Raw genomic sequence first — 12973 nt, forward strand, 5'->3', positions numbered from 1 at the left:
GGGGCTAAGGGTTATTGTTGGTACTGGTATTGGAATACTTTAAGGATCTTTCCGTCTTTGTCCTTCGTATGCTGCAGGCGGCCATGCTCGTCGTACACATAGAATATCCTTTTCCCCGACGGGTCAATTTCACTGGTCATTCCCGTCAGCGGTGAATACACGTAGCCGGACACCTGCGTGTTGGAGGATGCGAACCGGTTGCGCACGTTCGTTATTTCCGCCACCAGTTGCGCCTCGCCGGGAGGTTGCTGGATCACGGCGTCGTTGAGGCCGGTGACGACCGTATTATAGTCGGCGCCAACCACCTTCAATACCGGCAGGCTTTGCTGGTACCCGTAAACAAATGACGTGACCACACCGTTTTCCTCGAACTGGATGATGTTGCCCCTGCCGTCGTGCCGGATGTTCTTAACAAGATCGTTCGACGGCTGGCCACCCAGGGATTCGGCGGACTTTGTTACGTGTATGTGATTGTGTTCATTTTTGGCGTAGTCAAATGTTTTGAGGCGTTGCTGACCATTCTTTACCAGCACCTCCTGTAACAGCCGGTCGTACAGCTTCAGGGATTTCATCTCTGTTACCACAGCGCCGGGACTGGTTACATCCAGCGGGTAGGTGAAATTTTTGCTGATAGTTTCCCCTTTGCTGCCTGTTTTTTCTTCTTTTACCAGCTGGCCGTATGCATTGTAAGTATTGGTGGTGGTGATGGTCAGCGGCACGTTCGAAAACTCCGTTTCCGTCACTACTTCCGGTACGTACCATTTGGTGTTGACGGGATAAAAATAGGCCACCCATTTGTAGTTGATATTTGGTGGCTGGTCAAACCCTACACAGGAAAAGTTATTGATGTAGGCGTCGCAGTACATATCGGCCAGCATTAACCCCCGCGTCGTTTTGCGCTCCAGCAGCTTATAGGCATACGCCTGCTTCTTCAGCAAGAACCCGTCGTTCCGGTACGTAGTCACGGAATCGACCAGCCCGTTACTGTAATACCCCACAGTCGGCAATGATTTGCTGTAAGTATGAAAACCGTTGCTGGACGCAGTGGACTGGGTATTTTTGTAATTGTAAACCGTTTTGCCGTTGGTATTGCCGGCCGCATCCATATCCGTTACCTCCACCCTGTCGTATCCCACATAAGAACCTTCCGCGTCTGCGGAAAGCGGCACATAACTGTAAGATGCCACGCTGTAACTATGGGAGGGATAGGCGGAAAAAGTAATCGACCCGTCGATCACGGTTTTTACCACATGCGTACGGAGCGTGTGTGAGAAGTAGCGGGGCGGCGCCATAAGTTTACCGGAAGTGGTGACGCCGTCCTCCTTCAGGTATTTGAATACTTTTTTCCCGGCGAGTTTGTTTTCGTCGGTGTAATGTTCGATAGCTGCAATGCGCAGCCCTCCCCCGATGCTTTCCTTTTCCACCATCTGTTTATCGATCGTGGACCAGTTGGCATGTGTAATGGCTTTCGGAATGGAGGTGCCCACCGGGGTCAGTTGGGGAATGTTGGCGAGATGGCTTTCAACTTCGTAATAGTCGGTCGGCTCCCCGCTCAGTATAATGTCTTCCGGCGGATATGCCTGTGAGCCGGTCTGATTGAATATGTCCCTTGGCGCGGTCACTACCCACTGCCGCAGCTGTGTGCGTGTGCCAGATGCGCTCACCCGCCAGATCTTCACATAACAGCTGAGAAAGTAGGTATGATCAATTTTGGCTCCCACACTGGAGAAACTGCAATTAAACTGGGTCAGCTTGAGATTACCGTCCGCGTCCGGGTATAGGGGAGCGCTGGTAATGACGTTGGTGTTATAATTCTTGTCGTCTACGTTGGTAGCGATGATCCCTACATTCCGCCTGACCTCATCCGCCGAATAGGTGCGATAATTTTTATAGGTATGCGGCTCGTAATGGAATACCGAAAATCCTTTGGTGGGGTGGGTCAGTTTTTTGAGGATGGCGGCAGTAGCCGGCCCCGGCTCCATTCCCTTATTCGCCGTACCCGCATCGCGGATGTTTCTCATGATATCCGTTTCGGTGATGGGCACACCGGGGATCTTCAGCACCCCTGTAACGATCTCGCAATACAGCCTCGGTATGAAGCTACTGTTGGACTGTGCATTGAAAAGCCCCCAGTGGTCGCGGGCGTAACCATCCTTACGGGGAAGCGTGACGGACTCATTGTATTCGAAAGCATAGGGCGGAACGTTTTGAACGGCTGCGCCACCGGCCGTATAACCGACTTCCTGTACAGACAGGAGCTTGAGGCGTTTGGTGAGGTGCACCGGCGGCGGGAAAGTGGCTATCCTGCCGGAAGAATTGATATCGCCGTAGAAAAAATCATATGTAAATACGAACGACTTCACTTTCCTGTTCGTTCTTTTGTCCCAGATATGCACTGCATTCAGCCTGCGCGCTCCGTAGCCGCCATCTATCGTTAGTCCCTGCAAATCGTCTCTCTCCTGCGCAGTGCTACTCAGCTCAAACACAACCCGCACATGGTCTGTTTCCATACCAGTCAGGTATTTGGCATAATAAGTCGTGTGGGTTACATCATTAGTGGGATTGGGCGGGAGATCCCGGTTGTCGAAAGATTTGGAAGCCGAGTAAGCCGAAAGACTGTATTTCCCGTTTATATAGCTGAAGTTCATCACCTGCCCGATTGCAGTGGTAATGCGGGTGAGTTTGCTGACTGCGCCGCTCAATGGCTGGCTGGCTTCGGCATAAGAATATTCGTGATCGGTGCGCGCGAAAAAGTATTTATTGCCGGCAATGTCTTCCACCGTCCATTCCGGGGCGTAGCTGCCGCTATTGCCAAACAGGTGCTTGGTAATGAACACCGGCGTTTTCTTTTTCCCGATCTGCACAGGCGTCAATCCCACCGGCGTAAGCATAAACTCTTCCGATATGCCCGGCACGCTGATCCGGAAGATGTCCGGCTTTCCCCAATCGTAGGCTTTGAGTGTCGATACCGTGCCCATGTCGTTCAGCAGCGGCTGGGAGGCATCTACACAGAACTGCGTGGCAAAGATGGTATTGTCCATCCCCGGGTTATTGTCGTTGGCGGTTCCCCGCCGCATCAGTTCCTGGTAAGTGGTACCGAGCGGACTGGTGAGATTGGTTTCCTGGTCCGCCAGCCCGCTCACCACCTGAGTAACGCTGCCGCCAACGGTGAGGTCCCAGCCGAGGCCCACCCAGGTCGCTTCCTGCTCCACCTGTATGCCGGAAGCATGGTAACGAAGCACGATCGGGACCTCCACGCCACCCAGTTTGACACTATAAAGCGGAATGGAAATTTCAGGGGAACCGGTATAGTTGCCCACGGGAATGTTGCCGAATTTGCCCAGGGAAGCGGCTTCAGGGCTTACGATGTTTTCGGGCTTGAGTTGCTGCGCATCGGCGGATATCACCACAGACAACAAGGCACAGGCGATAGCATAGGGGGTAAATCGCATACGGTTTCGCGTTTTTGGGTTCAGTTCGATAAAAGCGGCGGATGTCGGGTACGGTACGGGTCAGGGTCTCTTGCACTACTATTCATCCAATGTAGGAAAGATTTCCGAGATTAACAAACAGGCATCATCCAAGGCTCAGTGGGCTCCGCGGAACATTCGGCCATGATATCCGTTACTTCCAGCAATAAAAAAGCCCCCGGAAATGCTTCCGGGGGCTCTTGCTGCATAACCATATGGTTTATTTCTTTTCTTCGGCGCTTTCCGGCGCTTTGTCGATCAGCTCCATGAACTGGTCCAGTTTCGGGGTGATGATGATCTGTGTGCGCCTGTTCCGTGTTTTACCGGCATCGTCGGCATTGGAAGCAATGGGATTATATTCACCCCTGCCGCCGGCCGTAAGCCGTTTGGGATCCACCCCGTAGGTATTCTGCAATGCCTGTACCACGGACGACCCTCTGAGCGCACTCAGGTCCCAGTTGTTGCGGATGTTCGTCTGCGAGATGGGCACGTTGTCCGTATTACCTTCGATCAGCACATCATAGTCTTTATAATCCATGATGATCTTGGCGATCTTGGACAGCGTAGCGCCGGCGGTCGGCGAAATCTCGTAGCTGCCGGATTTGTACAGCATTTTATCAGACAGTGAGATGTACACCACGCCTTTCAGCACCTGCACATCCACATCTCTCATTTCCTCGCGGCTCAAAGAGCGCGTGAGGTTGTTGGTCAGCACCAGGTTGAGCGAGTCGCTCTTGTTCTTGGTGTTCACGAGGTGCTGGATGTATTTGTTGGATGCGTTGATCTCATCCACCAGTTTGGAGATATTGACATTACCCTGGCTCGTGGAGTTCAGGCATTTGTCGAGTGCAGCCTGCAGTGCGGCGAGGCCCGTACGCTGCGCCGCAATCTGTTCTTCCAGGCTTTTAACGCGGGTGTTGGCGCCCGACAGTTCACGCTGCGAAGCCTGGTACTTGCCATCCAAATCCCTGTTGCGATTTTCCAGTTCGTTATAGCTCGTCTGCAACTGGCTGAATTTTTTGTTACTCACACATCCTTGTCCTAAAACCGCTATCACCGCCAACGATGATAATAAAGCAGGTATTCTCATATGCTCAATTTTTTACATGAAAAGATACTTGACTATTGATTAACACTGTTCTCGGGCAAAGGTTATGCCAGTAGTGGATATGTATTGATAATCAAATGATAAGGAAGGATTGAAATGCTTTAGAAGTCTCCGGTACCGTCCGGGATAATGACGGATTATACGCCTGAATTCAAACAAGCGGGGTTATGTTGTTTTCATGCATAAAAACATTCCCGGGCAACCATGCCAGGTAATGCTATATGCAAAAACATATAAGGGCCTAATTTTAGCATTTATTATATCTAATTCCATATAAAATTGTTATTTTTAAGTAAATTATATCCAAAAGCATATAATGCTCACATTAGCTGAATTTGTAAAAAACAGGCGGAAAGACGCCCGTCTTACCCAGGAGGAATTCGCGGAACGGGCTGGTGTGGCCCTTACCGTTATCCGGAAAATCGAACAGGGCAAAGGCAATTTGCAGCTGGAAAAGGTGAATCATGTGCTGAAGATGTTCGGCCATGAATTGGCTCCCGTTAATAGTAAAGACATCAGCAAAGGATAAATATGCGCAGTGCTGAAATATACTACAAGGATCTGCTGGCAGGCATTCTTACCGAAACGGACGATGGCGAGTATACGTTTCAGTATGACGGGGCATATGCTGTCGCACATCCTAAACAACCCATCACGCTGACCATGCCGGTACGGCGAGAAATGTACATCGAAAAAAGGCTGTTCCCTTTTTTTGAAGGCCTCATCCCGGAGGGATGGCTGTTGGACATCGCTAGCCACAGCTGGAAATTGAACCCCAACGACCGGATGGGTCTTCTATTGGTTTGCTGCCGGAATTGTATCGGGGCAGTCAGTGTTCATGCAATCGCCTCTGCCGATGAATAAACGATGCCTATACTGTTACCAGCCACTGCCGAAAGGCGACTTTCATGAGCGCTGCAGCGAGGCTTTTTTCGGCACCAAAAAAGCCCCGCTCCTATCTTATTCCCTCAGCGAGATGGCGGCATTGGCCCAGCAGGTTATTGAGCGTAGCATTACCGTGCCTGGCGTACAACCCAAGCTGTCGCTGACCCTGGTCAGTGAGTCGCTGGCAGCGGGCACTAAAAACCGGTTGACGGTTGTTGGCGCATTGGGCGGTAACTACATCTTTAAACCGCCCTCCGCACAATACCCGGAGTTGCCGCAAAACGAACATCTTACGATGCGGATCGCGGAAGCCTTCGGGATAAATACGGTAAAATCCAGTCTCATACGGCTGCAATCGGGAGAGTTATCCTATATCACCAAACGCATCGACCGCACTGATGAAGGAGAAAAGATCCATATGCTGGATATGTTTCAAATCCTGGAAGCGTTTGACAAGTATAAAGGTTCCATGGAAAAAATCGGGAAAGCGTTGGGAGAATACTCCGGCAACACGCTGCTGGATAAACTATACTTCTTTGAACTCGCGGTATTTTGCTTCCTTACGGGCAATAACGATATGCACCTGAAAAATTTCTCCATGATCACGGATGGAAGCAACTGGCAACTGGCACCGGCATACGATCTGTTGAATGGCGCAATCGTGAATCCGGCAGATACGGAGGAACTGGCTCTTACGCTCGACGGGAAAAAGAAAAAAATCAAACGGGAACATTTTACCGGGTTGGGGCAAGGGCTGGGACTGAATGACAAACAGATCGAAGGCGTTTTCAGAAGATTTCTGAAGGCAAAGGATGTTGCCTTTGAATGGATCGACCTTTCTTTTTTGTCGCCGGCGTTGAAGGATGCGTACAAAGAAGTGTTTGAGGAACGGTGCATGAGGCTTTCGGGAAAATTAAAATAAAGTACATAAGAGATATCACAGGTTAAATGATCAAAGCATAAAAGCCATGAAATTATTTAAAAGATCAACACTGACCCTCTCCCCGCTTAAAGAAATCCCGTTTAAGCTGGAAAAAGAAATGCAACAGCTTTTTGAAAACAATCTCGGACTAATTACCAATCTCAGGTTGATCAGATCACAATTCAGCATTAAAAACTACCGTATCGATACGCTGGCATTTAACGAGGAAAGCAGCTCTTTTGTAATAATTGAGTATAAGCGTGATAAAAATTACAGCGTTATAGATCAAGGCGTCTCCTACCTTAAATTGATGCTGGAATACCGGGACGCTTTTATGGTCGAGTTCAATGAAACGCAAAAAAAACAACTCAAACGTGCAGAAATAGACTGGACCCAAAGCAAGGTAATTTTTGTTTCACCATCGTTTACCGATTTTCAAATTCAAGCTTCCGATTTTAAGGATCTCGCAATTGAGCTCTGGGAAATCAAACAATTCGACAACTCCCTGGTGGCAATCAACCCAATAAAAAAATCCAAGGCCTCTCCCAGTATTAAAGAGCTGCAACCCAACGACAATTCTGAAATCAGCAAGATTACCAGAGAGTTTAAGGTTTACACGGAAGAAGACCACCTGCAAGGGAAAAGCGACGATATCATCGAGTTATACGAAACTTACAAAAATGCCATCCAAAACCTGGGTGACGGTATCATCGCCGAGCCTAAAAAACTGTACATCACATTTACGCAGAACAAGTTGATCGCAGATATTGTCATCCAAAAGAACAACCTGAAACTTTATATCAACTACAAAAACGGTAAACTGGACGACCCCAAAAAAATATCAGAGAAGGTTCACAACAAAAGTAAATGGGGCAGCGGATACTATGTTCTGGAAATCACCAATACCGATAACCTGGAATATATCATGAGCCTTGTAAAGCAGGCGCTGTAAAAATGGAAACCAGGCATGCATTCAGCCCTCCACCTTCCTTTTCAACATCATCAGCGTCGAATTCCAGTAAAAATTAAGGTGATGGTAAATCGTTTCGGTCGGGAAATTGGATAACTGCAATGACAGTGCGGTGTGCGCGCCCTCCTCCTTCAATTCGAACCGGACCACCGAATAATTCTCGGTTACATCAGGCAACCGGGAGACGGAGCTGAGGAAACTATAAGCCATCACCCGTTCCGGCACATATTCCAGCACAACGCCCCTGTTCTCGAAACGGACATGATGGAAACCCCTGATCACGAGCGGGGAGCCTACCTCCCAGCTGGTCGCCACTTCCAGCTGCAGTTCATCGCCTCCCATCCATTCCCGCATGGACCGTATGTCTGTAATGGCTGCCCACACTTTGCCTACCGGCGCTTCGATCGTGATATTTTTATCCAGTATCTGCATCATACCCTGAACTTAATTACTTTTTTCCAGACACGGCAACATTCGTTACATTCATAGCATGATTCCCGCTATCCGCAATCTCCCGCTGCTGAAAAGAATCCTCTGGGCCGATTTTGTCCTCGGCGGCGGTACGGCCATTATCGGCCTGTTGCTGTATTCCTTGCTGGAAGGTTTCCTGGGATTGCCCGTCAATATCATCATCTTCATCGCGGGCATTACGCTTGTTTACGCCCTGCTGGCGCTCGGCCTGGCCCTGCAAAAGCCCCCCCTGTCCCGCTGCTCAGGATACTGATTGCCGGCAACTGGCTGTGGACGGCCGTCAGCGTGGGGCTTTTAATTATTTACGCGCCCGGCGCTACCGTATTCGGGGTGATATTCCTCGTATTGCAGGTACTCGTTGTGGGAGGCCTGGCCTACCTGGAGGGGCGGCAGGTCAAATAAACTGTTTCTTCAGCTTTGCATAAAACTCTTTGATCACGCCGGCCTTGTCTTTTTTGATCTTCTTGCCCACTTCCCTGCGCGGGCAATTCGCATTGTATTTCGCTCCCCAATCCATGATCTCGATCACGATCGGCAACAGGTCTATTCCTTTCGGGGTAAGGCTGTAGATGTATTTCGATTTGTTCAGCGGCGAAACGCGTTTGACAAGGATGTTCTCCGCTTCCAGCACGCTGAGGCGGTTGGCAAGAATATTGGTGGCGATCTTCTCTTCCGACTCCAGGAATTCGCTGTAAGACAGCTTCCCCCGGAGCATAATGTCCCGGATGATCAGCAGCGACCACTTGTCTCCGAACACGTCCAGGGAACAACTGATGGGGCAATCCGATCTTGTTTTTTCCATATGATCTGCTTTAGAAAAAAAGTACTTGCATTTTGAAATAACTTACTAACTTAGTACTTGCAAAATGCAATTACAAAGATAATAGTTGTTTCACGTTAAATACAAATAAAATGGACAACACCGCTTCCACCAAACAACTGCTGGATACTTATTACAAGGGGTTTGCCCGCAAAGAAGGCTGGGAATCCGTGATTGCGGACGATTTTAAATTCAGGGGCGGCGACATGACAAATGTCAGCCCCATTGTCGGCAAACCGGCTTACCTTTCCGTCATTGAAAGGTTCTCCCGGGCGTTTACGGCCATGCGGGTGAAAGAGATGATCGTGGAGGGTGAAAACGCCTATGTAACCGGGAATTACGACTTCAGGTTCCCGGACGGCACCGCCGTCAACGGCGATGTGGCCGAAATCTGGAAAGCGAAAAACGGCAAGCTGGATTCGCTCACCATTTTCTTCGACACGCTGACTTTTGACAGGCATACGCCGAAGTAACCGCCGCTCCCGGCGCCGGAACCTGTTTACCACGGAATCTAACACCCACTATATGCATTCCATACAGGCTCTCAAAACAGTGGACCGGGACATCTATTCTTCCCTGGAAAACCCGAAAGGCGCGAGATACGACAACAAGGCGAAATATTACGAGCGCGTTGTCGGCACCAGATTATTCAACCGGCTTTTCTGGGGCACGCTGCCCAGCGACTACACCAACTTCGCGCGCAACGCCATCGTGGACACCAAGGGCAGCGTGCTCGACGTAGGCTGCGGCGGGCTGACACAAACCGCTTCGCTGTACAAAACCACCACCAATGAATGCGTGCTGGCAGACAGGTCGGTGGAGATGCTGAAAATTGCGCGCTCCCGGCTGATGGATAACGACGGGTCCATTCCTTCCAATATCCGGTTGCTGCAAACCGACGCCTTCCATCTCCCCTTCCCCCACAATACCTTCGACACCGTTTGCAGCTTCGGCACCATTCACCTCTTCGACAACAAGCAGGAATTCGTGGACGGGCTGTTGCGCGTATTAAAAAGCGGCGGCAAATTCTACTTCCTCTCCATGACCACCGAAAAGCTGATCGCCCGGCTCTTTATGGCGCAGCTGCGGCCCTTCAAAGAATTCGGGCAGCTGTTCTCCGCAGGGCAAACCTTATCGCTGTTCGACAGCGACCGGCTCGAAGTGAAGAGCTACATGAAAGGCAGCGTGATATTCATTTATGGACAAAAACTATAATCATACCATAACGGCATCGTGGCGGGCAAATACTGAATCAAAACGGTATTGATCCTGCCGGGCGCGGCGTGGGCATGTTTTATACGCTCCTGCATCCTGATGATGCTTCCCTGATCCGCATAAAAAAGGCCGTGAAAAATCACGGCCTTTGGATTTGATTCTACTATTCCTATCAATAAATAACCTTCAACTCCGAACGCCTGTTCTGGCGCTGTTGTTCCTCGGTGCAGGGTGTTCCGTCCTTGCAGGCGTTCACCAGGAACTGCTCGCCGAGGTTCATGTAGTATAATCTTTTTACGTCGATGCCTTTGCCGCCGAGATAATCGATCACGGCAAAACAACGCAGGGCCGACAGGTTGATGTTATAACCTTCCGAACCGCGGCTGTCCGCATACGACAGTACCATCAGTTTCCAGTCCGGGTGCTGTTTCAGTACGCCGGTCACGTAATCCAGCACTTTCTTCGATTCAGGCAGCAGCGTGGCGCTGTTGAAATCGTAAAGGAAACGCAGTTTTTCCAGCTCCCTGATCAGCTCCAGTTCTTCTGTGGTGGGTGTTCTCTTCTGCCCGGTGGTGCCGGTTGTGCCGGTAGTACCTGTTGTGCCTGTTGTGCCGGTAGTACCTGTTGTGCCCGGTTGGCCGGGTTTACCGCCGGCGAGATCAGGCTGTGTGATGCCTGTACCCGGTTGCCCGCCGGTTGTACCGCCATCGCCGGGGCGGCCGCCGGTGAAATAGGCGGCATCCGTGAAGTGGTATATGTCGTCGGAGCCCTGTCCGCCGGGGCGGTTGGACGAAAAGTAACCTTCGTAGCCGTTGGGTTTCAGTATGAGGCCCATATCGTCTGCGCCGGTATTGAAAGGCGCTTTGAGGTTCACCGGGGCACCCCAGTTATCCCTGCTGCCGGTTGCACGGAAAATATCGTAGCCGCCCATGCCTGGGTGGCCCTGGCTGGAAAAGTATAAGGCCCCCTCTTCGTTGATGGTGGGAAAAGTTTCCGCGGCTACTGTATTTAACCGGGCGCCACAGTTCACCGGCTTGCCCCAGGTACTGTCCGCCTGTTTTTCGCTGTACCAGATATCCGCCTGCCCAAACCCTCCGGGCCGGTCGGATACGAAGTACAGCACACCACCGTCGCCGCTTATCACGGGATGGCTGGTGGAAAACCCGTCTATATTCAGGCCGGGCAATATCGCGAGGGGCGACCAAACATTATCTTTCTTGACGGCATAATACAGCATCAGCCTGCGGCGGCCCTGGATGGGGCCTTTTCGCTGCTGCAGCTCCGGCCGCTGCTGCTCGTTCACCGTTACATACAGCGTGTCTTCCGCGCGGTTGAAGCACGAAGGGCCGATATGATAGCGGTATTTATCCAGTACCTTCGGCAGCATTTCTTCGAGGTACATGGTGGAATTACCCTGCGCGTACTGCTGGTACACGTAGGCTTTGTAATACGGCTGGAAAGTGCGTTTATCCGTAACCGGGTTGGCCTCCGCCCCATCGTTCAGCATCATTTTACGGTAACCGTTCGACACGAGCAGCAATCCTTTTTTCACCGCGCCGCTGATCCACTCCGAATACGGTGTGTTCAGTTCCTTGAGCACCCCCAGGTTATTGAGGGTCACTTTCTGTTGCCGCCAGGCTACCGCGCTGTCGCAGCCCCTGAGGGCGGCGGCTTTGAGGGCGAGGCTATCCGCCTGCACCGTATTGAAACGGGCATACTGCACTTTCGCGGAGTCGTACGCTTCGAGGTTGCGCAGTACTTCCCCGTAGGCGAAATACGCCGCGGCAGGGCAATCGGGCCGCTGCACCGCAGCCGCATACCAGTTGGCCGCTTCCCCGAAATAGCCGGTTTCGCGGCGGCAATGCGCCAGTTTCATCAGCAGCGCCATCGGCGCGCGGGAAGGCTTCCCTTTGATCACACGGCCATAGAGATTACCGGCGAGCGCGTATTCCTGCCTTGCATACGCTTCATCCGCAAGCCGGAGCTCCGATTTCTGTTCCTGGGCCATCAGCTGCATACTGCCCAGCGTCAGCAGGGCGCAGCCTATCAAACGTTTCATGTAAAATGAGTAAGGATGTATCAAGGTCAGGATGTTTTAAATTAAAAATAGCGCGGGTTGGCGGTGGAATATTTTTTGGAGGGGAACAGGAAACCCAGTGAAATCTCATGGGAACCGCCCTGGTAACCCGCCAGTTTGTTCACGTTCAGGTCGTAGGCATATCCCACGCGCAGCCGCTCGGAGGCATAAAACTCGGCCATGATGCTGGCCGCGTTGATGGCCCGCAGATCGTTGGCGAGGTTTTCTTTCGTCCAGATTCTGGCGTTGGTACGGTACGAACCGCCGATCCATATTCTCTCACCGATGAGCAGGAAGGCGTTCAAATCCACGGAAGTGGGGCCTTTGAAATCTTCCTTCACCATGATGGACGGTTTCAGCTGCAACACGTCGGACAGCTTCAGCATCGTGCCCGCCGTGAAATACACGTGCTGGGTTTTGCGGATGGTGGCGTAGTTGTTGCCTTTCCAGCTGTACCGCGTAGCGTCGGTATACAGCGCGAACAGGTCCATCACGGAAATGCCGGCGTAAAACTTCGACGTGTAATAGTATATCCCGAAACGCGCATCCGGTATCCAGTTGCTGGCTTTGCCGGTGGGAATGGCTTCGTCGTTATCGTCTATGTATTGCAGCGCCGCCCCGTCGATGGCGTACTGGGTAACGCCCGCGCCGATGCCGATGCAAAGCCGGCGGGTGTCTTCATCGTCGAGGGGAATGCGGTAAGCGTAAGAACCGTACAGCGACAGTGCTTCCTGCGGCCCGAGGCGGTCGGACATGATCTGCAGCCCCACGCCTACTTTGTTGTCGCGGGCATTGGTGAGGCCGTCTATCGACACGCCGCCGGTGCGTGGCGCGCCGGGGAAACCTGCCCACTGATGCCGGTAGATGGCATTCATGTACCAGCTCTCCTTATACCCTGCATAAGCGGGGTTTACACTGAGTCCGTTAAAAACATACTGGCTGAACTGCACGTTCTGCTGTGCTTTGCCAGGTATCACTGCTGCGGCGAGCAGCAGGAGGGTCATGTAAATCGTACGTTTGCGCTGCATAATGTAC

The 12973-nt window shown here is 51.5% G+C and carries 13 protein-coding genes; 7 read left to right on the forward strand and 6 right to left on the reverse strand.

All coding sequences use genetic code 11. The features are described 5' to 3' along the window. Nucleotides 1-11 precede the first annotated feature (11 nt). Both EGT74_RS17305 and EGT74_RS17310 read right to left on the reverse strand, forming a co-directional pair. Nucleotides 12-3452 carry a hypothetical protein gene (locus EGT74_RS17305; protein WP_123847828.1) on the reverse strand — a complete coding sequence of 1147 codons (3441 nt, stop codon included), beginning with the start codon at nucleotides 3450-3452 and terminating at the stop codon, nucleotides 12-14. Between the two features lie 238 nt (nucleotides 3453-3690). Beyond that, a complete protein-coding gene (locus tag EGT74_RS17310; protein WP_123847829.1) occupies nucleotides 3691-4560 on the reverse strand; it encodes an OmpA family protein in 870 nt (289 codons plus the stop codon). A gap of 334 nt (nucleotides 4561-4894) precedes the next feature. On the opposite strand from EGT74_RS17310, the gene EGT74_RS17315 reads away from it, so the two are divergent. The 4 genes from EGT74_RS17315 to EGT74_RS17330 are packed head-to-tail and all read left to right on the forward strand — an operon-like array spanning nucleotide 4895 to nucleotide 7337. Then, nucleotides 4895-5107, forward strand: coding sequence for a helix-turn-helix domain-containing protein (locus EGT74_RS17315; RefSeq protein WP_123847830.1), 213 nt, complete (start codon nucleotides 4895-4897; stop codon nucleotides 5105-5107). Between the two features lie 2 nt (nucleotides 5108-5109). Then, nucleotides 5110-5442, forward strand: a complete 333-nt coding sequence (locus EGT74_RS17320; protein ID WP_123847831.1) for a HipA N-terminal domain-containing protein — start codon at nucleotides 5110-5112, stop codon at nucleotides 5440-5442. Beyond that, nucleotides 5435-6385, forward strand: coding sequence for a HipA domain-containing protein (locus tag EGT74_RS17325; RefSeq protein ID WP_123847832.1), 951 nt, complete (start codon nucleotides 5435-5437; stop codon nucleotides 6383-6385). The genes EGT74_RS17320 and EGT74_RS17325 overlap by 8 nt, the downstream gene beginning before the upstream one ends. Before the next feature lie 46 nt (nucleotides 6386-6431). Continuing rightward, nucleotides 6432-7337 (forward strand): DUF5655 domain-containing protein, encoded by a 906-nt coding sequence (locus EGT74_RS17330; RefSeq protein ID WP_123847833.1) that lies wholly within the window; start codon nucleotides 6432-6434, stop codon nucleotides 7335-7337. 21 nt (nucleotides 7338-7358) lie between these two features. Here EGT74_RS17330 and EGT74_RS17335 read toward each other — a convergent pair whose 3' ends face one another. After that, on the reverse strand, nucleotides 7359-7790 hold the full coding sequence (locus EGT74_RS17335; protein ID WP_123847834.1) for an SRPBCC family protein: 432 nt from the start codon (nucleotides 7788-7790) through the stop codon (nucleotides 7359-7361). 55 nt (nucleotides 7791-7845) lie between these two features. Between EGT74_RS17335 and EGT74_RS17340 the strand changes: the two genes are divergently transcribed. Further along, nucleotides 7846-8079 (forward strand): hypothetical protein, encoded by a 234-nt coding sequence (locus tag EGT74_RS17340; RefSeq protein WP_123847835.1) that lies wholly within the window; start codon nucleotides 7846-7848, stop codon nucleotides 8077-8079. 141 nt (nucleotides 8080-8220) lie between these two features. Here the strand turns inward: EGT74_RS17340 and EGT74_RS17345 are convergent, their stop codons facing one another. After that, nucleotides 8221-8628, reverse strand: coding sequence for a winged helix-turn-helix transcriptional regulator (locus tag EGT74_RS17345; protein ID WP_123847836.1), 408 nt, complete (start codon nucleotides 8626-8628; stop codon nucleotides 8221-8223). A 110-nt stretch (nucleotides 8629-8738) separates the two neighbouring features. On the opposite strand from EGT74_RS17345, the gene EGT74_RS17350 reads away from it, so the two are divergent. Continuing rightward, nucleotides 8739-9119 carry a nuclear transport factor 2 family protein gene (locus EGT74_RS17350; RefSeq protein WP_123847837.1) on the forward strand — a complete coding sequence of 127 codons (381 nt, stop codon included), beginning with the start codon at nucleotides 8739-8741 and terminating at the stop codon, nucleotides 9117-9119. A 52-nt stretch (nucleotides 9120-9171) separates the two neighbouring features. Beyond that, the gene (locus tag EGT74_RS17355; protein WP_123847838.1) at nucleotides 9172-9861 is read left to right on the forward strand and encodes a class I SAM-dependent methyltransferase; all 690 of its coding nucleotides are present in this window, start codon (nucleotides 9172-9174) and stop codon (nucleotides 9859-9861) included. Nucleotides 9862-10033: 172 nt separating this feature from the next. Here EGT74_RS17355 and EGT74_RS17360 read toward each other — a convergent pair whose 3' ends face one another. Both EGT74_RS17360 and EGT74_RS17365 read right to left on the reverse strand, forming a co-directional pair. Beyond that, nucleotides 10034-11920, reverse strand: a complete 1887-nt coding sequence (locus EGT74_RS17360) for an OmpA family protein (RefSeq protein WP_123847839.1) — start codon at nucleotides 11918-11920, stop codon at nucleotides 10034-10036. 41 nt (nucleotides 11921-11961) lie between these two features. Next, complete coding sequence (locus EGT74_RS17365; RefSeq protein ID WP_123847840.1) at nucleotides 11962-12966, reverse strand: PorP/SprF family type IX secretion system membrane protein; 1005 nt, start codon at nucleotides 12964-12966, stop codon at nucleotides 11962-11964. Between the last annotated feature and the right edge of the window lie 7 nt (nucleotides 12967-12973).

It is taken from the genome of Chitinophaga lutea, assembly GCF_003813775.1.
GTDB classification, from domain to species: Bacteria; Bacteroidota; Bacteroidia; order Chitinophagales; family Chitinophagaceae; genus Chitinophaga; species Chitinophaga lutea.